The organism is Peristeroidobacter agariperforans (assembly GCF_004138335.1).
Taxonomy (GTDB): domain Bacteria; phylum Pseudomonadota; class Gammaproteobacteria; order Steroidobacterales; family Steroidobacteraceae; genus Steroidobacter; species Steroidobacter agariperforans.
The window spans coordinates 1,573,138-1,597,294 of the sequence record NZ_RYFW01000002.1; the positions used below are offsets into that span (position 1 = coordinate 1,573,138).

Genomic DNA, 24,157 nt, shown 5'->3' on the forward strand with positions numbered 1-24,157 from the left:
GGGCAAGATTGATGTCTTCAACTGCGGTGGATTTGGCCGCTTCGAAAGTAGCGGAGCAGGGCGTCGGGGATGTTCGAGTCTTTGCATTCGACCATTTGCCTGGTTTGGACGCGCTGCGGTTCGCAGCGGTCTACCTGATCGTGCTCAGCCATCTTGGATACAAGCACGTAGCAGGCTTCGGAGTGCCCATCCTCATGGCGCTCTCGGGCTTTCTGGTGACGATACTTCTGCTGCGCGAGCACGAGCGAACCAATACCATCGACGTTCGGAAGTTCTATCGACGCAGATTCTTCCGCATCGCGCCCCAGTATCTTGCGTTTCTGATACTTGCTTTCAGCGCTGATTGGTTCTTCGGCAATCCCTGGCCTGACGGGCTCATCTATTTTGCCGCCACGTACACCGTCAACTACTACAACGCGATTCACGGCCACCCGGATCTGCTCATCGCCCATGTGTGGACCTTGGCGGTACTCGAACAGTTCTATCTGATCTGGCCGCCCATCTGCGCTTGGCTGGTGCTGAGAAAACATCCGGAACGCTATCTGCTCGCGATCATCGGCGTCGTGATTCTGTGGCGTTCGTTCGCTTACTACGTCGTGTTCGACCGAACCCCGAGCTGGGTCTATAACGCGCTCGACTGCCGCTTGGATTCGATATTGGTGGGCGCGCTGGCGGCTTTTGCGGTGTTCCGCCTGCAATTGCGCCTGGAACTGCTCAGAAAGTTGCCTTGGGCCGCAATCCTGGTCGCAACCGCTGCAATCGCACTGATCAAGGTGTCCAACGATTGGAAGCCTTGGCACTATTCTGTCGGATATACGGTCGAGGCATTGCTGGCCATGGTCGCCATCTTCGCAATAATAGTGGCGGCTCGCTTCGGTCCACTGCGAGTTCTGGAAAACAAGGTCATCGGTTGGCTCGCGGGCATCTCGTACGGCGTCTTCCTCTATCATAGCCTCGCTATTGGCGCAGCGAAGAAGGTAGCGTCCGGGCCAGCGACGCTGTGGGCCGTTTCGACGGTCATCGTGTTGATGCTGGCTGCTGCATCCAGTCGCTTCATCGAGCGGCCTGCGTCCCGGTGGCGTTGATGAAATCGAGTGCCGGGACGCGGCGCAATCGACGGTAAAGCCATGGCCCTTCACAGTGCGCAAAAGCGGTCTGCAGTTTCTACCGCAGTCCCGTTGGCGGTCGTTCCCCTGGCGACCAACGCCCTGTTCTATTTCTACCTGTTCTTCGTCATTACGCATTTCCTGCGCTTGTCGAACCGTGTGCCGGGAATCGGCGCGCTCCGTCCGACGTTGGTTCTGGTTGCCGGACTGACCATAGCGCTGCTCATGAAGAAGGACGAGTTGGCCGGCCGGCTCTCCATGGATGCGACGCGCAAGTTGTTGCACTTCGCTGCGTGGGTGGTAATCACCTTGCCGTTCGTGGTCTGGCCGGGAAGCGTGCTGAGGGAGAATTTCGAGGAATGGATTCGCGTTGTCGTGTTTTTCTTCTTCACGGCCTTGATCGTCGATTCATTCGATCGACTGAAGCTGTTCGTGGCCGTGTTCGTAGGCACTCAGATCTTCCGTGTGCTCGAACCGCTGTTTCTGCACGTCACGACCGGTTACTGGGGGTCAGAGACGTACATTGGCTCGGGCGAGTTCATGGATCGACTGGGGGGCGGCCCTCATGACGTAGTCAATCCCAACGGACTGGGGTTCATCATCGTCTGCACGGTTCCCTTCGTCTATTACCTGTGGCTGGGTAATCGCAAGGCGGGTCTCATCAGCAAGTTGCTGGCGCTCGGCGTCCTGCTCGCCTCGTTGTACGCGCTGCTTCTCAGCGCCTCTCGGAGCGGCTTTCTGGCGCTGATCGTCACGGTAGGTTTGATCCTGTTGAAGTCGCAGCGAAAGGCCCTGCTACTGGCGATCATCGGTATCGTCAGCGTCGTGGCTGTCGCGAACATGACGGACCTGCAGAGAGATCGCTATCGATCCCTCTGGTCGAGCGATACCCGCGGCGGCGCTACTGCGCAGGGGCGAGTCGATGGAGTCGTCGGCGAGCTTGGATTGGCAATGAAGCACCCGCTGTTCGGTCATGGCCTGGGGACATCGGGTGAGGCGAAGTTTCATCGCTCAGGCGGATATCAGGTCGCACACAATCTCTACACCGAATTAATCATAGAAACCGGCATACCAGGACTGTTGCTCTATTTGGGCTTCATTTCCGCCGCGCTCAGATCAGTGCGTCAACTGAGAGTCGGCGTTGCGGAAGCAACAGGAGTGGATCCCTCGCAGCGTGACTATCTGGTTGCTCTTTCCGATGCAGTACAGGTCTGGGCTCTGATGTGCCTGTTCATCAGCCTTGCGTACTACGGCGTTCGAGAGTGGCACTGGTACTTGATGGGCGGAATTTGCGTGGCCGCCGCACGCGTCGCCGCGCAGTGCACGGCAGCGGCGGCAGCAAACACGTCGCCCGCGAGACCTTCCAATGTTCCCGCGCGCAAGGTCGCTGCACGGTTTCGTTGACGTAACGTTGCGGCTCCAGCGGACTGGCGCCGGGAAAGTAAGTAAAGTGTGACGTAGTCTGCATTTGCAGACTCGCCAGGTGTCGCGAGCCGCCTACAATTGTTCTCGGATATAGGCATCTGTACGCTCCCGTCCGCACTGTCGATAGACCTTACGGTTCAGTCTTAGGTTAGGTTGCGATAGTGGCTGGTTGGAGGGGCGTCACGTTGGCTGGTAGCTTCTGCTTCGTCAGGTGGAGCGCACCTCACTCTCCGGTCAGGGGGCAAACCCACTGTTTTTTTTGCCGGGAATAACATTGTGCGGGTGTACCGGGCCTCTGCCTCGTGTGACGCCTTCTCGATAGCGATTGGAGCGAATTAGATGACCCAGGTATTTCCACGGTTTGTTGCAGCGGTAGTTATGGCAGGTGCTGGACACGCGGCACTTGCGGCTCCGGCTATCAGTTCGACGCAAGGGGCGTTGTCTGGCGGTTCGGAAATAACGGTCAATGGCAGTGGCTTCGGCAGTACCGGACCCAAGATCGTATTGTTTGATGACTTCGAGCGAGGCACTGCAGGACAGTCACTGAGCAGCTCCGCTCCCGTGGGTTCGTGGAGCGATCCGGGTAGCGTCATCTACACCTCGGACGCCCGGACAGGAAGGTCGGGCGCGCTCGTCTACAACGGTTCGTCCGGTTCGATGCGAAAGATGACTGCGAGCCTGGGCGGCGACCAGACTGAGGTGTTCTATTCGTTCTGGGTACGCATTCCGGACGGCGGTTTTTTCCCGGGCCGGGACGTGACCGGACCGAAGATGTTCTCGAGCGACAGCTCCTGGAAGTTCACCTGGCTGATGGACGGCTCGGACGCTTACAACAGCGACGGTTTCGACATGTGTTTCCCTACACACACTGGGCGCGGAAGTTTCCAGGTTGCGGGCAATGACTACAATTTCCTGTCTCTTGGAAATGATTGGTGGTCGTGGAACTCGTGGATGCGCGTGTCTGTGTGGGTTCGAGGCGGCTCGAGCCTTCCGACCAGCAGCTCCAGCACGGGGTTCTTCCAGACTGTCAGCCAGGAGAAGGGCCTGGACACCAAAGAATTCGGTGTCGAGAAGATTTTCCAGGGCGGCGGTATCTCCAGCAAGTTCAGCGTGATCAACATTCCGGGCTGGATCCGTACTGGAATTACCGATTCCCGCATCAAACCCGTCCATGACGATATCTATATTGCTACGGGCAAAGGTGCTGTAGCGCGCGTTGAGGTTGCAGATGCGGCGACCTACGCACAGGCGAAGACAATCTCGATTCTGCCGGTGACCTCCTGGTCTGATGGCAAGATCGTTGCGAAGGTGCCGCAGGCAGGCGTCGGCAGCGCGAGCACGTGGTATGTCTACGTGACGGACGCCGAAGGTCGCATGAACTCACAGGGCATTCCGCTGAATTCCAAGGTCACTTTGCCCTCGCCGCCGACAAACGTGCGAGTCGAGTAATCAACTGCGGATAAATCGATCGGAAACGAAGAAGGGGGGCCAAGCCCCCCTTTTTCTTATCTGGATTGCGGTCAAGTTCTACGCCGGCGCGTACTGACGCCCAACCCGACAAGTCCGAGCAAGGCGAGTCCCAACGTACCGGGTTCAGGAATGTCGGTCTTGAATGCCAGGCGATCCAAGGTGGTAGGTTCGCTTTCCCCGCCGATCACCACGTACGCAATATCGGGATGGGAGTACTCGAGTAGCCAATACGAATAGTCGAACCCAAGATCCGGATGGGTGCCGACCGAACCATCAGCCGGGAAGGTGTCCTCGTAGCCGGTATGGATCAAGGCGCCGGTACTGTCGTATAGCCACCAGCGAAGCGGATCGTCGCCGCTCCCCCAGCCAGCGTCATCGAAGAGTTCCAGCCCAAGCAGGCTGACGTAGGTTGCAGGCTGTGCAAACGAAAGCAACAGTCCGGACGTTTCCTTGGCCCATTCTGCTGGATCAAAAGTGTCGACGTTGGCGTCGTTGATGTCCGGCCACGCAGACCATTCGGAGTTCTGGTCAGGTTGCCGAGAGAACACGTTCTTGCCGAAGGGGCCCGACGAAACAACTCCAGGCGGCAGCGATTGTGTGTCACCTGCAAGTGCGGATGAGAAAACCGAGGCGCCAGCTGTCGTTGTTATGGATACATGAGGCGAAACGTGAGACATGTCCGTGCCGGACGCAAAGTCGTCGGGGTCGACAGTAACGAGTAGCGCGTTGGCGGGTTGAAACGAGCCGGCGAGAAGCGCCAGCGTAGCGAGCCGAATGGCGTAATGTTTTGCGCGATCCATGGCAATCCTCGAGTCTCAATTCAACGGGTCACAGTGCTGAAAGATACTGGTGGAATCGCGCGGTCAATGCAACACCATCCGATATGGAGCGGGGGCAATGTCAGCAGCAGAACTACTTGCCGTCGAACAGCATCGCTCGCATTTCCCTTGCCGCCGTGCTGACGTCGAATCGAGCGCGTGCCTGAGGCACATATCGCTCCGCGTGTTCAGCTAGAGAGACGGAATTGTCAAGGAAGTCGACAATGCGCGTCGCGAACGCTGCTGCATCCATCGGTGGTGCAACGAGCGATGGCGTGCCTTCGAGCACTTCCTTCAAGCCGATGCAACTCGTACCGATGATCGGCTTGCCTACGACCAGAGCCTCCATCGGCAGTAGCGGCGCAGCTTCCCAGACAGATGGAATCGCAATCACGTCCACCCCTCGCATCGTTGGCACGATACTGGGTTCGAATGGCAGGAAGCGGACGAAGCGATCGAATGACATTTGCCGAAGCCATTCCTGTTCCTCGCGAATGAAGCCTCCAGACCCGACTGCCACGATCATCAACTGCTTGCGAGTTGTACTATCGGCGGCCAGCTTGCCTACGGCCTGAACCAGGTAGCGAAATCCTTTCTGGAACATGAATCGTCCGAAGAACCCGATCAGCACGGTGTCGGGCCCGCATTGAATCTCTGCCCGGACATCTCGGGCGTGTGGAAAGCGATCGATTTGTTCGAGATCGATGCCGTTGGCAATGACTTTCGTTTTTGCCGGCTTGGCGCGTAGCGCGGGTGCGAACTCGAGCAGATTGTGACCCGCATCACGTCCCACGGCGTGCAGTACGTCGATTCGCTGCAGGCCCCATCGTATGGCGAGCCGCTTCAATGCGCCTTTGCGCCCCCGGAACTGGTCGTCGCGAAAAACGTCGTGCAGAGTGCAGACGTGCGTTATTCGCCGCAGTTTGCTGGCCGGTACGGCGGCCAGCCCAGCAGTCAGCCCGTGCGAGTGGATGACTGTGAATGCACAGGCTTTGGTCGCCGCCAGGACCGCGGCAGACAGTTCCCGGGCGCTTGGATTCGAACTGGTGCGGACCACTTTGGGTTGATACTGCGCCAGATCTTTCGCAAGCTGGTCGGTCTCGGCCAGGTCCGGGGCTACGATCGTGAGTGCGATCTCGGCAGGGTCCAGGTATTTGTATGTATATTTCAAGTAGGTTCGAATGCCGCCGACCGGCCATCGGACCACTAGCAATAGCGTGCGTCTCGCGGAAGACAATTGGGTATCCATCTAATGACCAATGAGAATGTGGAGAAATGATGCCTCAGTCGGGCGCTGGTTCAAATCACACAGAAGCACCCAATCGGCACGCGCCGGTGACGATCGTATTGCTCACATTCAATCGGCCCGACCACATCAGGCAGCGTGTGCGCGAGGTCTGTGCTCTCGGTCCGCTGGTGGGAGAGATTCTCGTCGTCGACAACTGCTCCAACGTTCCAGCTGCCGAAGCTTGCGACGTGGCGGACGGCCGGCTGCGCTTCATCCGAACGCAGGAGAATCTGGGAGCGGTTGCGCGCAACAGGGCATTCGAAATTGCTAGCGGCGAGATCATCATTTGCCTGGACGACGATGTCTTTGGACTGACGGATGGCACTCTCGATCATCTGCTCGAGAGATTCCGCGACCCGAGTCTTGGAGCCGTCAATTTTCGTGTCGCCGATCCTATCAGTCAGAAGCCGATGAACTGGTGCCATCACTACGATGTCGACAGCTGCTGGCAACGTAGTTTCGTGACCAACGAGATTTCCGAGGGTGCGGTTGCGTTTTCCCGCAGAGCGCTGGAGCAGACCGGCTTCTATCCCGAGAGCTTCTTCATCAGTCATGAAGGGCCTGACATGGCCTTCAGGCTGCTCAATCAGTCCTTCCGCGTCGAGTATGACCCCGCGGTCGTGGTGTTCCATGAACCCGCCACCGAGGCCCGCGTGAGCTGGCGCAGATACTACTATGACACGAGGAATGTCTTCTGGCTCGTAGCGCGCAATTTTCCGCTGTTCTACGGTCTGCGGCGCTTGGTCCGCGAGAATGGCGCGTTGTTTGTTTATGCGGTGCGCGATGGTTACCTGCGGTACTGGTTCAAAGGCTGCCTGCACGGGATCGGCGGATTGGGCCGGGCGTTCCGCGAGCGTCGAAAGCCGCTTCCGCAGACGATGCGTCTCATCAAACATATCGACTCGCATCGTCCACCGCTGTGGAAGGTGATCAAGAGGCGGGTCTTTCGCCGAGGCGTGCAAATCTAGCGCTGCTCGCGCTGCTTTCTCGCGGTCGAGTATAGATTCAGGTATCGATCCACCATCGCCTGTGCGCTATAGCGCTCGTGCAGTCGCTTGAATGCGGCCACGACTCGGCTGGACGTTTCGGAATCATTGTCCAGTGCGCTGAGCAACGCCTCGGAGAGTTGCCGGGGATCGTTGGGTGCAACGAGATAGCCGCACGCGCCATCCTGCAAGGCCGTCGGAATGCCTCCCACCCGGGTCGCAACGATGGGAACCTGAGCTCTCATGGCCTCCAGGAGAACCATGGGCAATCCTTCCGTATGAGAAGGAATCGCCAGGCACTTGAGGGCAGGAAGAACAGCGGTTGCTGCACTCACGAATCCAGCGAAGCAGACGCGACTTCTGATGCCTAGAGCGTCGGCTTTACTTTCGAGAGCGCTCCGCAGAGGGCCGTCTCCGATGATGGCGACTCTGGGGGCAGTGCGGTTCGTGGCCAGCAGCGCGAACGCGTCCAGCAGCACGTCGACCCCTTTTTCGGCAGACAGCCGGCCGACGACGCCGATGGTTTCGCCTTGCTGGCAGAAGGTCAGCAGGTCTGCTGGCGGTGCTGATGGCTCGTTGGGAGAGGTATCTATTCCGTTGTCGATCTGCACCAGCCTGCGCCGGACACCGAGAGGGATCCGAGTGTCCAGCAGCATGCCGGGCTGGACCGCTGCGATTGCGTCAAAAAAGCGCAGCAGCTGTCTGTCCAGTAGTCCGTACCACCATCGGGGCTGTGAGATGCGGGTCGCAGTCCAGCCGTGCAGCGTGGTGACGATCGCGCCCCGGAACACGGATCGAGCAAAAAGGGCAGTGAGAATGTTGGCCTTGTAGCCATGGCAATGGATGACCGACACCTGCTCCGTGCGGGCACGTTTCGCAAGCAACCTTGCCGCACTTCGGTCAAAGCCTCTTCGAGCCGTAACGGGCCATACCTCGATGCCCAGCGATTCCACCGCGACCTCTATCTGTTTCTTGGGCTCACCAGGCAGGCGAATGCTTCCTAGAAGAGGCGTATGTCCCGCCTTCTTCAGTCCGACGAGCAGGTTCAGCAGGACATTTTCCGCTCCATACATCCCGCCGCTATCAATCAGATGGAGTACACGCACCGATATTCCAGGATGCCCGGGTCAGAAGGGTGGGCATTCTAAACACACATGAGCAGTCGCAGCGGCCCTATTACGAGGACCGTGGCGCAGAGGTGAGCGGTGGCCGCGGGGCCGCGATTTCCAAGAGGTGGTCCGCAGTTAGATGAGCCGCTGAGTGATAACCAGGGCTGCTTGGTTAATAATGGTATTCCCGGCTGACGCAGTTTAGGATTGCGGCCTTACATAATTACCAAAGACCATGTCCCGGATCATCACTGCCCAGCTCAAGCGAGCAACCAAAGCAGGATCGTTTCTGAGCGTCGCCAGCTCGGTAGCTTCGAGCTACGGAATTTCGTTTCCCAATGCCCTGCGCCGCGTGCTCTGGGCCTTCAATGAGGGCCGGTTTGATCCGGGCGAAGCGCTCGTCAACGGCGTTCTCGATCCCAAGCTGCCTCTCGGTGAGGCGCGCAAGTTCGTCAGCAAGCGTGAGCTCATCAAGTTGCAGGAGGAAGTGAATCCTCGTCATTGGTACTACACCACCGAAGACAAAGGGATCTTCTATCGCTTTTGCGAAGAAGCGGACATTCGCGTACCCACGGTCCACGCGATTCTGTTTCGTGGACGGCAAAGCTGGGCGAAGGATGGCACCGCGCTCTTGAGCACTGCGGACATCGGCAAGTTTCTGGAAACGCAGGTGCCCGAGCGCGTCATCATCAAACCAACGCGTGGCGTGCACGGACAGTCGGTCTGGGCGATCAATCGTAATGGAGATGGTTCATTCTCCAGCTCCAGCGGCAAGAACTGGCGCAACGGCCAGGAGCTGGCGACAGCGGTCCTGGCGGACGCTCAGTTCAACGCGTTCGTGGTACAGGATCGCGTCACCAGTCACCCTGTGCTGCGCGCCTTGACGGGCTCAGAGGCGCTGCAGAGTTCGCGCGTGGTCACTTATGTCGATCGCCACGGCGAAGTGCACTTCATCGCGGCTTCCATCCGCCTGATCTCGGGAGCCGCAATCATCGATAACATCGATTGGGGACGGACAGGCAATTTCGCTCTTCAGCTGCATCCGGACAGCGGCCGTCCGATGGACGCGATGACGTTTGCGCACGGGGGCAGGGTGATGTGCTGGATCAGGCCCGAGGATCACCCCAAACTCGGGCCGGCGATCAAGGATTTTCAGGTCCCTGAGTGGGATGCCGTCCGTGCTCTGCTGACGCGAGGGGCACGCAAATTCCTGCCGCTGCGGACCCTGGGGTGGGATGTGGCCATCACGCCCGAAGGACCAATGGTGGTCGAGGCGAATTTCCGTTGGGATCCGATGATGCACCCCTGTATGCGTTCGGCAGTGGAAACCATCCGCAAGGATTACGGTAGCGATTCCCAGGGGGTTTAAGGGAAGCCACTGTGACTTTTCTCTCGGGCTGACGCTGAGCAATTCGGGCAAAATGCCGGACTGTTCCGGAGCTCTCGATCTCCTATGTCGACCCCCACGGTTCCCACCCTGATGTACCACCACGTGTCGCCGCTCGATGGCGGGCACTGTGTGCATCCGGACCGTCTTCGGGAGCAGCTGGCGTGGTTGCGCAAGGAGCAGATTCAGATCCTGACCGGCACCCAGTTCAGGCGCTTCTGCACGGGCGAGTGGCGGCCTGCCGGTCGCGCAGTCGTGTTGACGTTCGACGATGGTTGGCTCGACAACTGGGTTTACGCGCTGCCGGTCTTGCGGGAGTTTGCTGCGCCAGCCGTTTTTTTTGTGGTGACCTCCTGGCCGGGAGCAGGTCAGCCCCGCCTGGACCTCAATCCTGACAACTGGCCTGGCTTCGGCCATGCCGAATGCATGAAGAGGTCGGCTAGCGAGAGCCAGCGTGACGATGTCGTCATGCGCTGGAGCGAGTTGCGCGCGGCCCAGGACACCGGTTTGGTCGAGCTGCAGTCGCACTCTCATTCGCACGGCGGATGGTGGGCCGGAGTAAGCGCATCGAGAGGATCCCTGGATTCCGTGGCGAGCGACCTTTTGCGCTCGCGAGACAGGCTGCAGTCGGAGCTTGGTGTAGTAGCGGATCAGTTGTGTTGGCCGCGAGGCGAGTTCACCGGGGCAATGCAGAAGGCTGCCCGGGAGTTGGGTTTCCAGGTGCAGCACTCCACGTTGCGAGGCGCGAACGAATGGGGAACGTCGCCGACTCGGGTCGTGCGCCGTCTGCACATCGAGAATCGGCCGCTGGACTGGTTCGTGTCCCGTATCGAGCTCTATAGCCGATCGTGGCGGGCGGCCGCTCTAGGCTGGTGCCATCAAGAGCTGCAGCGCGTTCGTATGCGTCGTCGTCACCCTGGGGTCTGGAATCAGCATGGCGGGCTTGGGGCCCATTGGTGGCGCCTTGTCTGACGTCCGTGTCGTGCTCGCGTATCTGACGGATCGCAGTTCGCAGACAGCGGACGATCCTTGTCAATCCAAATCGCGCCCGGATTTTCTGGCGGCGGTGCCCAACAGCGTGGAATGGGTCGTGCGCTCCGACCAGGATGATTCCGCAACGTCATTGGCGCCTTCGCACTGCGACCCTGCCGGTGCGCTCTTTTGGCGCGCAATACCGCGTTCCGCGGAGCGTGGACTTCCGGACATCGCAGACGCAGCGCAGGCTTTCACCATTGCGCAGCTCGCCACTAGTGGCTCGAATCCCTTGGACGCCGCGGATGTTCGGCGAAAGATCTGCGCGCCCCTAGCTCAACGGGGTGCCGACGCAGTTGTCGTGTCATTGAGCGCAAGCTCGAGCATTACGAAGACTTTCCTGGAAGCAGGCTTTCGCATTCTCGGCACCGAAAGTCGGGGTCGAGTATTGCCTCGGGTGCCGCTGGCAAGCGTCGTTGCTGGGCCGTTGCGTCCGGCGATCGTACTGGGCCGACCGAATCCCAATATGCTGGCGCAGCTTCGCGCGCTGGGCCGTTCCGGTATTCCCGTGTATTGCATCGTCGTGCGCGGCGAGCCTGCATTCATTGCGAAGGTGTCGAAATACGCGACTGGCGTTTTCGATCTGAGGCGAGGCGGCGACCGAGATGTGGTCCGTGCGATCCGCGAGATTGCGCAGGCGTCGGGCTCACGACCGATCCTGTTCTATGGCGGTGATCTCGATATCACCTTGACCGCGAGGATCTGGAGCTCGATCGCCGATTGCGTCACGCCGGTTAGCGATCCGCATCGGGCTGAAGTGCTGAATGCGAAAACCGAACAGTGCGCGCGCGTCGAGGCGGCGGGCATCCGCGTTCCTCGAGGTGGCGGCATCAGAAACCTCCAGGATCTCGAACATCTTTGTACTACGCTGACCTTTCCGGTGATCTGCCGCCCCGTCGAAATCGCTTCGCGCGGCGGATTTGCGGACAAGATCATCATTGCTCAGACGCCGGAGGAGATGCGGTCGCGATTGCACGGCCTTGCGTCCGAAGGCAAGTCGTGGGTCCTGGCGCAGGAGTTCATCCCGGGGCCGGATGATTCGTTGCTGTTCGCGCTCGGAACCTGCAACGCGGCAGGGAAGGTCACGTCCATCGTTACTGGACGAAAGCTTTGCCAATATCCGGCCGGGCTCATGTGTCGCGGTGAGGCGTTCGAGAATGCCGAATTGCGCGGCCTTGCAACGGCCGCGTTCGAGGCATTGGGCGTCGAAGGGGTGCTCGGAGTCGAGTTCAAACGTCACGCCCTTTCCGGCGAGCTGTACTATATCGAGGTCAATTTCCGGCCCGAAAACATCATTGCCGTGACGGAAGCATCGGGAGTCAATGTACTTCTGATCGGGTATCTGCAGGCTGCGGGACTCGGCACTCTGGTGGTTCCCATGCGCATGCGGCCGGCGCTGTGGCGCGATCTGTCGATGGAACTGCTCGGCTGGCTGAGCCGGCGGTTTGCCTGGAGTAAGGGGCTGCGTACGAACGTGCGCCGCCGTCACGTGGGTGCATTGTGGGCCAGCGACGATCCATGGCCGGCCCTGGCGTGGCACATGTCCAAGGTCACGAGGCTTGCGTTGAAGATGACTGCGGTTCTCAAGAGCGCCGTCGGCGGCGAATCCGGTATCAGGAGCGGACGCGCGGTCCGGTAGACAGTCTTGTTGAAGAACCTCTTTTCGAGCACGGCGTCCAATCTGTTCAAGTTTGCCGTGGGCGTCATCATCACCTTTGTGATGACGCCGGTGTATGTCCGTGAGTTGGGCAATTACGACTACGGCATCTCGGAGATGATTCTTTCGCTGGTGGGCTACTTCGGTCTCATCGACATGGGATTGCGCCCGACGATCTCGCGCTTCACGGCATTCTTCCGTGGCGGCAAGGAGCCGCAGAAGTCGGAGGCATTGTTCACCACGTCCTTCGTATTGATGAGCATGGTCGGCGTGGTAATCGCTGCGATCCTGCTCGGCTGGTCGTTCATCGCACCCGAGAGGCTCGCGCCGGAAGGAGGATCACCCGCAAGATACGCGGTGGTGTTGCAACTGTTCGCGCTGCAGGTGCTGCTGGCGTGTCCACGTTACTCGATGGAGAGCACCTTCGAAGGGCAGTTACAGTACAGCCTCAAGAACAACGTGATCATCTTTCACACGATCGCGTCCGCGGTCGCGCTGTACTACATGCTGCCGCACTACGATCCGCTAGTGCTGTTGTGCTGGGCGAACGTGGTGCAGGCGGTGTCGAAGCTGATAATTTTCCTCTGGGTTCTGGCCACGCCGACTTACGGCAGTAATCGTCTGTCGCCCGCGCGTTTCAGCTGGGATCTGGCCAAGGAGATGTATCGATTCGGTTTCAAATCCTTTGTCCAGGGCATCGCATCTCGTATCGAGACCAAAGCCGACGTGCTCGTGATCGGCGCTATCATCGGTCCGCAAGCTGTCGTGTTTTATTCCATTCCCCAGGCGCTCTCGAGCCGGATTCGCGAACTGGTGCAGGTCTTGAGTCACGTCATGATGCCGGCCTTTGCCGAGTTGCACTCGGCTGGGAAAAAAGATCGCATGGTGGATGTCTTCATGATTTCCTCGCGACTGATCGTCGGCGTGCTCGGCTTGCTCGGCGGCGGAGTCGTGTTGCTCGGCGGAGAGTTCATTCGTTTGTGGATGGGGCCGGAATACGCCGAGCGTGGCCAGGTCGTATTGTGGTGTCTGGTGGCGTACGTCTCGCTCAGCTATCTGATCCCGCTCGAGAGCCGCTATCTCACGGCAATCAATCGGCATGGCATCCTGGCAAGGATCACGATCGTGCGTGCGATCCTCAACATCACGACTAGTCTCGTGCTCGTGCACTTCATGGGGGTGGTGGGTGTCGCGCTCGGCTCGGTCATCGCCACCGCGCTGACAGCGCCTGTGATCTGGGCTGCCGTGTTCAAGAATCTGGGGGTTTCTCGCATCAGATACCTGCGCGAGGTACTGCAGCCTACGCTGCTGGCGGTCGGGGCGATGACGTTAGCAATTTATCTGGCCCAGCACGCCGAGCTGCACGAGAAATGGATAGGCCTGATCGAGAGAGCCGTGCTCGGGGGGCTGGTGTTCGTCGTCGCCTTCTACGTCTTCGCACTGACTGAATCGGATCGGGTGAAACTCATGGGAGTTTTCCGAGCCTTTCGGGGCAGCAAGACGCCGGCGCGGTAGTTCCTGTGTCTGTGAGCCCATTGGCCCGTCGCACTCGCTTCGTTGGAAGTCGGCTGGCATGGCGCATCTACTCTCGGCAAACGTGGATAGTCATGACCCTGGATCTTGACGCATACATGGCCAAGGCGATCGCGCCGGGAGTCGCGCAAGGCGTGACACTCAGGCTGCTCGCGCAAGAAGATCTTGCCCAGGTGGTTGCGGCCTATCCAGAAGAACTGCGCTGGGCCATGACAGATGCACAGGTGAGTCAACTCATCCACCAGCGCTTTCGATCGCGCATTCCTGCGTACCTGGCTCAGGATTCGAACGGCGCCATTCTCGGCGCCTCGTGGTGTCTGGACCTGGCGCGCAGCTCGATCCGGAAGATTCCGGGGCTGAGCGGCGTACGAGGTTATGAATCTGTCTCGACGTTCCTCGTGCCCGAAGCGCGGGGCAAAGGGATCGCGGGGGCGCTGAAGCACTACTCCATGCAGCAGATGCACGAGCAGGGGTTCAAGTGCGTTGCAAATCAGATTCGCAGCGATCGCGTGGCTTCCATTCGCATGAATGAATCGCTGGGCTTCAAGACTGCTGCGATCGAGGACCGTTATTGCGCGCTAGGCCTGCGCTGGACCCGGGTCCATACGTAGATCAGCCGCCTAGCAATCCGACGCGGACCAGGGCGCGCCACGACACGCGTGAACCCGGTTTGAGTTTGATCGCTGTGAGAATGTCGGCCAGGCCTTCCTTGCGTCGACCGACGCTGGCGCGCTGACGACCGCGACGTACGTAGAAGCGGGACCACACGTAGCGCTGCTGATCCGCGGAGATCAGCCCCGGATTCGCCGCGAAGAAGCGCTCGATGGTCGCCTTGTTCGATGCGAAACGCTTTTCCTTGTCGGAGGAGATCTGATCGCGCATGACGCGGTACTGGGCGAAGATCTCGGGCACGTACAGGAACTCGTAGCGCGCCGAAAAGCGCAGCCACAAATCGTAGTCGTCACCGGCCCGCACCGCTTCGTTGAGTCCACCCATTTCGTCGAAGCAACGTCGGCGAACCATGGCGGTGTTGAATGAGACGAAATTGTCGAGCAGCAGCTGTTTGGTGATGCGGCCCGAATGGCGTTTCATCTGCGGCGCGTTCGGGTCGACATTGCCGTCTTCATCGATCGTGTCGAGATCGCCGTACACGATATCGACGTTCGGGTTGGCATCCATCAGCTGGATTTGCCGCGCCAGCTTGTCCAGTTTCCACAGGTTATCGCTGTCGAGGAAGCAGATGAACTCGCCGCGCGCCATGCGCAGTCCGACGTTGCGTGCAACCGCTTGGCCGCTGTTTTTTTGCTGCGCGAAGCACAGTCGTGAATCGGCTTTGAACCGGTCGATGACAGAGCTCGTGTTATCCGTCGAGCCATCGTCGATGACGATGTGTTCGAGGTCGGCATAGCTCTGACCGAGCACAGTCTGGATCGCCAGACCGAGAAACTTCTCGCGGTTGTACGTCGGGGTGATGACGCTGACACGGGGGCTGCGAGGCGCTTCGGGGTGATTGGCGGAGGTCATTGGGGGGATGATGTTCTCAGGCCGTGGCGGCGCATATTATGGGGAGCCGGGTCTGGATCTAAGGGGGGATGTCACACTCCGGGGGTTTAAAGTGTGAAGCACCCGCGACCCTGAGGGCCCAGCATTGCTACACTCCTAGCTTACGGGAAACTGGGCAGCCAGCCCATTGGGCGGATGTCCCAGAGCTCCTCCAACCCAGTACGATTGAAGGCCTATGTGCGGTATTGCGGGTGTTCTCAGAGCCAGCGGATTTCGTAATGAGGCGGAGCTGGCCGCTCTGCGGCAGATGGCCGCCCGTATCGCGCACCGGGGACCGGACGACGCAGGTGTTTGGACCGATCCGGACGCCGGCATCGGCCTCGCTCATCGCCGCCTGTCGATTCTCGACCTGTCGGCGCTCGGCCATCAGCCCATGGTGTCGGCGTCGGGCCGCTATGTCATCAGTTACAACGGCGAGATATACAACTTCGGCGAGCTGCGTGCGGAGCTGATCGCGCTTGGCCAGAGCTTCAAGGGCCATTCGGATACCGAGGTGATGCTCGGCGCCATCGACGCCTGGGGGCCGGAATCGGCCATCAGGCGCGCGACAGGGATGTTTGCCATCGCGCTGTGGGATCGTAAGGAGCGCGCGCTGACGCTGGCTCGCGATCGGCTGGGCGAAAAGCCTGTGTACTACGCAGTCTGCGGTAACGTCTTGCTGTTCGGTTCGGAGTTGAAGGCGTTGCGTGCTCATCCCGCATGGCGTGGACAGATCGATCGGCGTGGGCTGGCGCTACTGCTTAAGCACAATTACATCCCGGCGCCGCACACGATCTACGACACAGCCCGGAAGCTTGCTCCCGGTTGCATGCTCAAGGTGACCTTGAGTGGCGAGCGGCTCTCTCTGCACGAATCGTTCTATTGGGACGCGAAGTCCGCAGTCGCCGAGGCGGTGAGCCATCGCCTGCTCACCGCCGAAGAAGCGATCGACGAAACAGAGCGGGCGATCCGTCTCGCTGTGGAGAAGCAACTGGTTGCCGACGTGCCCGTCGGAGCGTTCTTGTCCGGAGGGATCGATTCCTCGCTCATCGTGGCGAACATGCAGAAGTGCAGCGCGCTGCCCACCCGCACCTTCACGATCGGCTTCGAGGAAGAACAGTTCAACGAGGCTCCCTTCGCGCGGGAGATCGCCACTCATCTGGGCACACAACACACAGAACTGATACTGACGCCCCGAGACATTCTGCAGACCGTGCCGCGGATCACCGAGATCTATGACGAGCCATTCGCAGATTCATCTCAGCTACCAACGTTCCTGGTGTCCCAGCTCGCACGGCAATCCGTGACCGTTTCGTTGTCGGGTGACGGCGGCGACGAGCTGTTCGCCGGTTACGACAGATTCAGTCATGCACTCGCACGCTGGAAGTCCGTGCAAGCGATGCCTCGCAGCGTGAGGGCCGCGGCTGCCGGCGCGATCGACAGCCTGTCCGAGGAGTCGCTCGACGCTATCCTGCAAGGGCTGGCGACCGTGGTGCCGTCGTGGCGGAAAAAGCGGGCACTTCCGAGCAGATTGCGGACGAATGCCCGGTTCTGGCGCGCCAGAAGTGTCGACGACATTTTTGAAGAGCTGATTTCCTATTGGAGCTCGCCGCCGGTGAACGGCATTGCCGCCGATTGGCCGCAGCGGGTGGTTACCCCGGCCGGGCTCGACGACATGCAGCGCATGATGTTTACCGACATGTGCCGTTATCTGCCGGATGACATTCTCGTGAAAGTCGACCGGGCGGCAATGGCTGTGAGCCTGGAAACGCGAGTGCCATTACTCGATCCGAAAGTCGTCGAGACCGCGTGGCGCATTCCCACAGCGATCCACAGGCGTGATGGCCGTGGCAAATGGGTTCTGCGGCAGCTGCTGGCGCGCCATGTGCCGGAGGCTCTGTTCGATCGACCGAAGCGCGGTTTCGCCGTGCCGATTCCTCAGTGGTTGCGTACCGACCTGCGAGACTGGGCCGAGGATCTGCTGGATACGAAGGCAATCGCCGCCGGAGGCTACTTCGATCCATCGATCATAGAAAAGCGCTGGCGGGAGCATCTCAGAGGCGACATGGACTGGTCGTTCCACCTTTGGGGAGTCCTGATGTTCCAGGCCTGGCAACGTACGCAGGAGTCAGACGCGTCGGAGTTTGCAGACGCGCCGCGCGTTGCCTCAGCAGGCTAGTCGAGCTGGAATGCGCATCGAATGCGTGGAGCGCGTGAGTCCGGCAGAGAAGCACGCGATCATCGAGCTTCTTGGAACGGGCGACTTCAAATCCACTCTCTGGGACTGGCAATTCCATCGTCAGGTGGGCGAGCGTCGACGGATTCTCATCGTCGCGTACGACGACGACGGCCAGGTCGTCGGCTTCAACGGCTCCCTTCCCATTTCGGTCAAGCTGAACGGCTCATCCAGCAGTGCGCTATGGAGCTGTGACTTCATCGTCTCGGCCGCCAGTCGCGGCAAGGGTATCGGCCACATGCTGAAGCAGGATCTATTGACGCGCGCTGATTCCGTGATGGCCCTCGGCCTGAGCTCCACTGCCGATCGCGTGCACGCCAGCATGGGCTGGAAGCGTGGCCCGAGCGTCGGGAGCTTCACGCGTCTGAACGACATGCGCAGTCTGCGCTCTGCGATCAAGGTCGGTTTGCAGCATCTGCAGTCCTTTTGGCTGCGAGCGCGCCCCAGCGGATCCGCCCGGCAGCGCTTTACTGCGTCCGTTACCAGCATTCGCACGCTAGGAGAGGAGGTCGAGCAGCTCTGGGAGGCTGTTCGCACGGGCTACGAAAACGTCGTGGTGCGCGACTGGACGTATGTTAATTGGAGATACGCAGAGCACCCGATGGCCGACTACAGGGCGATCTGCGTGCGCGATGCCGAGCATCGGCTGCGCGCGATGGGAATCTTCTGGATGTCCAGTCGTCGTGCTGTGCTGGTCGACTACATCGGACCGCGGGCGGGCGCTGCAGAGAAGCAGGCAATCGTGCTTCGCTTTCTGAAGGAATGTCGATCCGCACCTTTGCTGGAATGCTCTACCACGGATAGCGAACTACAACATTCCCTCGCCAAGTACGGCTTCGTGAACTGGCGGAATCGGGCTGCGGCTTTCAACTACTACGATCCGCACGCGCGCAGCGACGGTGGTGAGTGGTTCCTCATGGGCGGCGATTCGGACGGCGACATGCTGGAAGCAGGGCGCAGTGCCGATGAGTTTCGCGTCGAGCGGTGGGATGAATCGATGTTTGCCCGTGCAAGGAACGAGTGGACTGATCTGCTCAACCGCTCGACGGCAGATCGATTGTTCCTCAGCTGGGAATGGCTGCACACATGGTGGCAAACCTTCGGCGGGGCACATGGGCTGGAGCTGCGGATTCTTGCGGTTCGGGAGCGGTCGGGACGACTGGTCGGCGTGGCGCCGCTATACCTGCACCGCGCGACCCAACGTAACTTTGCGTCGCGACGCATGCAGTTCATCGGCAACATCTGGCGTGGTGCGGCTACCATGCGCACGGAATATCTGGAGTTCGTTCTCGACACTGCGTCCGCGGCCGAAGTGGCGCGCGTACTTTGCAACAGCCTCATTGCCGATCGCTCGTGGGATGACTTGGTGCTCACCGATCTGCCGCTGGAGTGCGCGACACGCAAGGCCGTCGAAAGCAGCCAGGTCATGCAGCATTGCTATTTGCGAGTCGCAGATAGCTACACCGGTTACGGTATCGACACGTCGGGAGTCTTCGATGAATACGTGAGTCGACTGAGCGCGAGTCGGCGACGAAAGCTGTTCGTGCAGCGGCGCAAGCTCGAAAAGCAGGGGGCGGTTGTGCTCGAAACACTGCCGCCGCAGGATTTCGAAGGGTTCGCCGCGCGACTCGATCGACTTCATCGCTGCAGGTGGGGCAAGGATTTCTTCGTCGGGCGCATTCGTCGATTCCACGCGGCTCTGCTTGCCGGGCTGCCGCCGGGAGCCAGCGCGCATCTTTCCGTGATGACGCTGAATGGCATGGATGTCTCAGCGGCCTACAATGTCCGCGTCGGGACGCGCGAGTACAACCTCCAGGGTGGCTTCGATGAGCAGGCAGTGCCGAGCGTCTCGCTAGGCCTGGTTCACACGGGGTATCTGATCGAGCAGGCGTTTCGCGAAGGAATCGAATGCCTGGATCTGCTGGTTGGCGGGGGCAAGCAGCACGACTTCAAGGCGCGTATTGCGGACGCAGTCCGCAGGACTGCCACGCTGCATGTTGTAAGAGCGCCGTTGTTGCAGGCGGGGTTCAGACTGAACGACGCCATGAAGCGTCAGGGTGCGCGCTGACGGCACGCAGCTCGCCGTGCGCACCTCGCGGAACGCCAAATAAAGAAGGGCCATGACACAGTCATGGCCCTTCTCGTTGTGCATCGAAGCTGGCTACGGCTTACAAGGATCGCTGCCGTAGTAGTACTCCTCCAGATCCGTCAGTCCGTCGTTGTCCTGGTCTTCGTTGCCGGGCAGCGAGCCGCCTGACATGTCGTGCGGGCTGCGCTCGTCTTCCCATGGGTTCAAGCAAGTGCTGAAGACTTCGAACTTGTCGGGCATGCCGTCATTGTCCGTGTCGCGCAGACGCGGGTTCGTCATGTGATCGAGAACTTCTGCGGCGTCGTCGAGGCCGTCTTTGTCCTTGTCTTCGCCCGCCTTGACGACCCAGTAGCGCCATGCGCGCTTGCCGCCACGATTGCCTTCGGCGTCGCGCACTTTTCGGCCGTTGAACCGCACCTGGAGCACGCGCTCGTCGCTAGCCTGGAAGCCGCTGAACACGTACGGGCCGGCGCCACTGCCTTTGACTTCCGTTGCGGGCGAACCGTTGACGGTCAGCGCATCGGCTGTCATCCCGAAGACCGGCACGCTGAACGTCACCGTTACAGCAGGCAGCTCCGTTACGAACGGGCGGGTGCGGAACGGTGCTTCGTAAATGACACGAGGACCGCGCGCTGCGCGTCCGCGCTGAGGCGCGACTACTGAGTCTGGTTGCTCTTCGGTGAGCAAGGTGACGTTCGGACCCGCCGTAGCAGCGGCAGGAGCGTGGTGCTGATGCCCGTGCACGTGCTGTTCAGAGGTTTCCGTATCGTCGGCGATCTCTGCGGGCAAGGCCTGAGCGGTGAGATGCTGATGCTCTGCCGGCTGGTTCGCTGCCACGATTTCTCGCGTTGCCGCTTCATTTGCAACGAGGCGAGTCTCCTGTGTCGGGATGGCGCGCATCGCGCTGCCACCGCCACCGCCGGCGAGCCAATCCTGAGAAATCAGATCCATGTATTCGTGCCAGCGCCAGAAGACAGGATCGACCGGTGCGCCGGCGGTCGTCGCCATGTCGCCGCCGATACGGTTGTGCACGTTGCTGTGCATCGGCAGGTTCACCGCGCAACCCAAAGCATCGCGGTCCGGGAAGTCGAGCAGATCATTCTGGCCGCCCCCGGTTTCGCACGCTGTGCCATTGCTCGGGCGCGCTGTTGCACCACCGGCCAGCGTGAAGTAGCTCGGTCGCGGTGTCAGAACATACGTGCCGAGACGATTGGCGTGGTTCACGTCGGCGCCGGTGGGCAGCGGGGTACCTGGATCCCAGGGGACGACCAGCGGATAACCGAACTCCTGACGCCAGTTGTTGAAGCGATCCACGAACTCGCGATGGAAGTCGAACAGCGTGCTGCCGTAGTTCGGCACACCTGGCATCCAGTCGCGGTGCCATGCGCTGTGATCGTTGCGTACGCGGCCTCTATTACCAGCACCCGGGTGATTGCTGGTGTAGAAGTCTTCCGCTTGTCTTCCGATGTTCGTCGAGTTGCGTTCGACACTGACGATGATCTGAGCCGAGCAGCTCGCACCGCCGGCCTGAACGTTTACGGACACCGTACGGTCGGCAGGCCCGCTGTTCTGGGGGTGACGCTGGCTCGCCAGCGGCTTCCAGTAGAAGTCGAGCTGCTGCGTCTGGAAGTTCGCCGGCGTCATTGCCGTGGCCGACCACGGCTGCGCCGTGCTTTCCTGATAGTCGCGAATGATGTCACCCGATACCGTCCACTGATAGGCGATCGGGGTGCCGCCGCCAGTGACATTCGCGGTGTAGACAGCGCGCTGTCCAACGTTCATGACCGCAGCACCACCGGTGATCGACACGGTGCAGACGCCGCCCGCGCTAAGCGTTGTAGCGTTCACAGCGGCAGATTGCGCGGACTCATTGGCGGGGACGGCGTTGTCACGCGCGGAGACTCGGTAGCTGTACGTCGTGCTCGGCGCCCGACCTGAGTCGACGAACGTTGCCGTTGGCGAAGTGCCGACCTGTACGCCATCGCGGAACACGCGATAGCCGGCAAGCCCAGAGCCGCCGGTATCCGTCGACGCCTGCCACGACAGGGATACGGTGCTCGCGGTGGTGCTCGTGACCTGGAGGTTTTGAGGCACGCTCGGTGCAATTGTATCCACCGGAGCCGAGGTGGTTGTCCCAGTAACCGGGCCGGCAGGCGCGGACTCGTTCGCCGGCGAGGCGTTGTCGAACGCCACGACGGTATAGCTGTGCGATGTGTTCTGTGCGCGGCCGGAGTCCGTGAAGTTGGTGCTGCCGGTCGAGCCGATGGGGGCAACTCCGCTGTCGCGGAAGATGCGATAGCCAGCCAGCCCAGATCCACCCGTATCCGTTGAGGCCGACCAGCCGAGCGAAATCGAGGAGGAAGTGGTGCCAGTGACCGAGAGATTTTGAGGTGTCGTCGGCGCGGTCACATCGGCCGCGGGGCCGGTCGACACCGTGAGATTCACCGTCGTGCCGGTCGCAACGCTAGCGCCTGCGATCGGAGTCTGACTGATCACCGACCCGCTGGGCACTGAAGCACTGCTCTGTGAGGTGATGGTTCCGACGACCAGGCCTGCGGCTGTGATATTCGACTGGGCGGTGCTCTGCGTCTGGCCGACGACATTCGGTGTGAGGACGGTGGCAGCACCCGAACCGCTGACCCGGACGTTGTCGAACTCAGCAGTCGATACGGATCCGTCCAGACGGCTCGTGACCGCGAGGCCTACGTAGATCGTGGCAGGCATGGTTATCGTCGCCTGGCCGATCTGGGTCCAGTTGGTGCCATCCTGACCCGCGAATACGGTGAAGGTGTTATTGGCGCGGGTCAGGCGTATCCAGCCGGGCCGGGTGACGCGGGATGCAGCTTCCACGGTCGCCGAAGCGCCGCCGGTGTTTGCTCGAGAAATCATGCCGGGGTAGCCGGCGCTGCGAATGTACGAGTAGGCGTGGCGCGAATTCGCGGTCAGCGATTCGCGCATCATGATGCCGGCTTTGGTGAGCGAAGAGTGCGCGGCAGTCAGGCCCGGCAGGCGAGCGGCGACGTCGACGTTTCCGGAAAGCTGGACGTAGCCGAAGTGCATTTCGTCCGCGGTGCCGCCAATGTCGGCGCCCGAACCAACGATCGTGATCACACCGTTGGCCTGTATCATCGAACCTGCGGCGCCGACCGCACCGACATCAGTGCTGGTGTTGAGCACCAAAGGCTGTGGCTCTGCCGGCGGTGTGCCGCCTGAACCCGACGAGACGACGAGATTGATCGATGAGCCTGAAGCGACGGATGCACCGGCCGCGGGGTTCTGACTGATGACGGAACCGGCAGGCACCGAAGCACTGCTCTGGGTGGAGACGGTGCCCAACGACAAGCCAGCATTGTTGATAGCGAGTTCTGCCGCAGCCTGCGTCTGGCCAAGCACGTTCGGCACGGTGACGGAAGCCGAGGGCGTCGTCACGGACAACGAATTGCTCTGTGCGGACTGATTCGGCGGATTCGCCAGGTCAACTGCGCTCACGCCGTACGAATACGTGGTGTTCGGAGAGACGGTCGTGTCGTTGTATTGGGGCGTGCTGGTCGTACCGATCGGATTCATTCCGCCGTTACGGAATACGTGGTACTCGGCCAGACCGGCGCCGCCAGTATCGTTCGACGCATCCCACTCGAGGCCCACGCTGTTGGAAAACACCGCGGTCGTGCGCAGATTCTGCGGAACAGAGGGTGCGGCAGTATCGGGGATGGCCGAGGAGCCGCTCACCGTGATGTTGTCGAACACGGCGGTAGCGAGTGTCCCGTCGACTCGGCTGGTAACCGCCAGGCCGACGAACACGGAGGTGGGCAGTGAGAGCGTCGTCTGGCCAACCTGCGTCCACGTCGTGCCATCGGCGCCCGTGTACGCGGTGAATGTATTGCCAGCACGGGTCAGCCGCATCCAGCCCGGCCTTACAGCAGCCGGCCCGGCGACCGTGGTGGAAGCACCGCCCTGCGCACCACGGAAGATCAGCCCTGAGTAGCCTCCCGAGCGAATGAACGAATAGGCGTGCGGAGCATTGGCGGCCAGCGAGCCGCGAATCATCAGACCTGCCTTGGTCTGGGTCGAATGAGTGCGGGTCATCTCGGGCAGGCGGCCGATGATCTCGACGTCGCCCGAGACTTCGATATAGGCAAAGTGCATCTCATCGGCAGTGCCGCCAATGTCGACTCCGGATGCGTTGATCGTGACCGTGCCGCTGCCGGTGGCCGTGGAGCCCGCGGCGCCAACGGCACCGACGTCGATTCCTGTCCATGACTGAGACCACGAAAGAGCCGGCAGGAAAAGGGCGAGTAATGCGATCGAAGCGAGAACTCGGATCGCCTTCAAACAATGCATGAAACCTCTCCCGTACGCTCATTGAACGGCCGGAGCCGTATAACACGAACTAAACTGCACGAATCAAGCCAGGATTTCGAAACTACTTAGCGAGTCACGGTTTGCTGTCAACGGTAAAAGGAACATTGGAAAATCCTC

The 24,157-nt window shown here is 60.6% G+C and carries 16 protein-coding genes; 11 read left to right on the plus strand and 5 right to left on the minus strand.

Features of this window, described 5'->3' with window-relative positions; all coding sequences use genetic code 11:
- The first annotated feature begins 11 nt into the window (after positions 1-11).
- The 3 genes from EK373_RS20610 to EK373_RS20620 all read left to right on the plus strand — a co-directional run bounded on the left by EK373_RS20610 (position 12) and on the right by EK373_RS20620 (position 3,980).
- Entirely contained in the window at positions 12-1,085 is a 1,074-nt protein-coding gene (locus EK373_RS20610; protein WP_157994458.1) for an acyltransferase family protein, read from the plus strand.
- Positions 1,086-1,178: 93 nt separating this feature from the next.
- Positions 1,179-2,510 (plus strand): O-antigen ligase family protein, encoded by a 1,332-nt coding sequence (locus EK373_RS20615; protein WP_157994459.1) that lies wholly within the window; start codon positions 1,179-1,181, stop codon positions 2,508-2,510.
- A 687-nt stretch (positions 2,511-3,197) separates the two neighbouring features.
- Positions 3,198-3,980: a hypothetical protein gene (locus tag EK373_RS20620; protein WP_129645569.1), complete on the plus strand. Its 783-nt coding sequence runs from the start codon at positions 3,198-3,200 to the stop codon at positions 3,978-3,980.
- A gap of 71 nt (positions 3,981-4,051) precedes the next feature.
- Here the strand turns inward: EK373_RS20620 and EK373_RS20625 are convergent, their stop codons facing one another.
- Both EK373_RS20625 and EK373_RS20630 read right to left on the minus strand, forming a co-directional pair.
- Positions 4,052-4,801 carry a PEP-CTERM sorting domain-containing protein gene (locus EK373_RS20625; RefSeq protein ID WP_129645570.1) on the minus strand — a complete coding sequence of 250 codons (750 nt, stop codon included), beginning with the start codon at positions 4,799-4,801 and terminating at the stop codon, positions 4,052-4,054.
- A 112-nt stretch (positions 4,802-4,913) separates the two neighbouring features.
- Positions 4,914-6,056: a glycosyltransferase family 4 protein gene (locus EK373_RS20630; protein ID WP_198683475.1), complete on the minus strand. Its 1,143-nt coding sequence runs from the start codon at positions 6,054-6,056 to the stop codon at positions 4,914-4,916.
- Positions 6,057-6,154: 98 nt separating this feature from the next.
- Here EK373_RS20630 and EK373_RS20635 point away from each other — a divergent pair, with 98 nt between their 5' ends.
- Positions 6,155-7,075 (plus strand): glycosyltransferase family 2 protein, encoded by a 921-nt coding sequence (locus tag EK373_RS20635; RefSeq protein WP_157994460.1) that lies wholly within the window; start codon positions 6,155-6,157, stop codon positions 7,073-7,075.
- Here the strand turns inward: EK373_RS20635 and EK373_RS20640 are convergent.
- Positions 7,072-8,199, minus strand: a complete 1,128-nt coding sequence (locus EK373_RS20640) for a glycosyltransferase (protein WP_129645573.1) — start codon at positions 8,197-8,199, stop codon at positions 7,072-7,074. The two genes, EK373_RS20635 and EK373_RS20640, sit on opposite strands and share 4 nt — an antisense overlap.
- 238 nt (positions 8,200-8,437) lie before the next feature.
- On the opposite strand from EK373_RS20640, the gene EK373_RS20645 reads away from it, so the two are divergent.
- From EK373_RS20645 to EK373_RS20665, 5 genes are all read left to right on the plus strand, one after another.
- The gene (locus tag EK373_RS20645) at positions 8,438-9,571 is read left to right on the plus strand and encodes a sugar-transfer associated ATP-grasp domain-containing protein (protein ID WP_129645574.1); all 1,134 of its coding nucleotides are present in this window, start codon (positions 8,438-8,440) and stop codon (positions 9,569-9,571) included.
- An 84-nt stretch (positions 9,572-9,655) separates the two neighbouring features.
- Entirely contained in the window at positions 9,656-10,561 is a 906-nt protein-coding gene (locus EK373_RS20650) for a polysaccharide deacetylase family protein (RefSeq protein ID WP_129645575.1), read from the plus strand.
- A gap of 361 nt (positions 10,562-10,922) precedes the next feature.
- On the plus strand, positions 10,923-12,260 hold the full coding sequence (locus tag EK373_RS20655) for a hypothetical protein (protein WP_129645576.1): 1,338 nt from the start codon (positions 10,923-10,925) through the stop codon (positions 12,258-12,260).
- A gap of 9 nt (positions 12,261-12,269) precedes the next feature.
- On the plus strand, positions 12,270-13,793 hold the full coding sequence (locus tag EK373_RS20660) for an oligosaccharide flippase family protein (RefSeq protein WP_198683476.1): 1,524 nt from the start codon (positions 12,270-12,272) through the stop codon (positions 13,791-13,793).
- A 92-nt stretch (positions 13,794-13,885) separates the two neighbouring features.
- Positions 13,886-14,422: a GNAT family N-acetyltransferase gene (locus tag EK373_RS20665; RefSeq protein ID WP_129645578.1), complete on the plus strand. Its 537-nt coding sequence runs from the start codon at positions 13,886-13,888 to the stop codon at positions 14,420-14,422.
- 1 nt (position 14,423) lies between these two features.
- On the opposite strand, the gene EK373_RS20670 is transcribed toward EK373_RS20665, so the two are convergent.
- A complete protein-coding gene (locus EK373_RS20670) occupies positions 14,424-15,335 on the minus strand; it encodes a glycosyltransferase (protein WP_129645579.1) in 912 nt (303 codons plus the stop codon).
- Between the two features lie 214 nt (positions 15,336-15,549).
- Here EK373_RS20670 and asnB point away from each other — a divergent pair, with 214 nt between their 5' ends.
- Both asnB and EK373_RS20680 read left to right on the plus strand, forming a co-directional pair.
- Entirely contained in the window at positions 15,550-17,532 is a 1,983-nt protein-coding gene (gene asnB, locus EK373_RS20675; RefSeq protein WP_129645580.1) for an asparagine synthase (glutamine-hydrolyzing), read from the plus strand.
- A 10-nt stretch (positions 17,533-17,542) separates the two neighbouring features.
- Positions 17,543-19,657 carry a GNAT family N-acetyltransferase gene (locus tag EK373_RS20680; protein WP_129645581.1) on the plus strand — a complete coding sequence of 705 codons (2,115 nt, stop codon included), beginning with the start codon at positions 17,543-17,545 and terminating at the stop codon, positions 19,655-19,657.
- A gap of 93 nt (positions 19,658-19,750) precedes the next feature.
- On the opposite strand, the gene EK373_RS20685 is transcribed toward EK373_RS20680, so the two are convergent.
- Positions 19,751-24,019 carry a PASTA domain-containing protein gene (locus EK373_RS20685; RefSeq protein ID WP_129645582.1) on the minus strand — a complete coding sequence of 1,423 codons (4,269 nt, stop codon included), beginning with the start codon at positions 24,017-24,019 and terminating at the stop codon, positions 19,751-19,753.
- Positions 24,020-24,157: the final 138 nt, after the last annotated feature.

Excerpts from the sequence above, each read along its gene's own strand:
- EK373_RS20610 (WP_157994458.1), top strand. The coding sequence starts at position 12 with ATGTCTTCAACTGCGGTGGATTTGGCCGCTTCGAAAGTAGCGGAGCAG.
- asnB (WP_129645580.1), top strand. The coding sequence starts at position 15,550 with ATGTGCGGTATTGCGGGTGTTCTCAGAGCCAGCGGATTTCGTAATGAG.
- EK373_RS20625 (WP_129645570.1), bottom strand. The coding sequence starts at position 4,801 with ATGGATCGCGCAAAACATTACGCCATTCGGCTCGCTACGCTGGCGCTT.
- EK373_RS20620 (WP_129645569.1), top strand. The coding sequence starts at position 3,198 with ATGACTGCGAGCCTGGGCGGCGACCAGACTGAGGTGTTCTATTCGTTC.
- EK373_RS20680 (WP_129645581.1), top strand. The coding sequence starts at position 17,543 with ATGCGCATCGAATGCGTGGAGCGCGTGAGTCCGGCAGAGAAGCACGCG.
- EK373_RS20670 (WP_129645579.1), bottom strand. The coding sequence starts at position 15,335 with ATGACCTCCGCCAATCACCCCGAAGCGCCTCGCAGCCCCCGTGTCAGC.
- EK373_RS20665 (WP_129645578.1), top strand. The coding sequence starts at position 13,886 with ATGACCCTGGATCTTGACGCATACATGGCCAAGGCGATCGCGCCGGGA.
- EK373_RS20650 (WP_129645575.1), top strand. The coding sequence starts at position 9,656 with ATGTCGACCCCCACGGTTCCCACCCTGATGTACCACCACGTGTCGCCG.
- EK373_RS20645 (WP_129645574.1), top strand. The coding sequence starts at position 8,438 with ATGTCCCGGATCATCACTGCCCAGCTCAAGCGAGCAACCAAAGCAGGA.
- EK373_RS20685 (WP_129645582.1), bottom strand. The coding sequence starts at position 24,019 with ATGCATTGTTTGAAGGCGATCCGAGTTCTCGCTTCGATCGCATTACTC.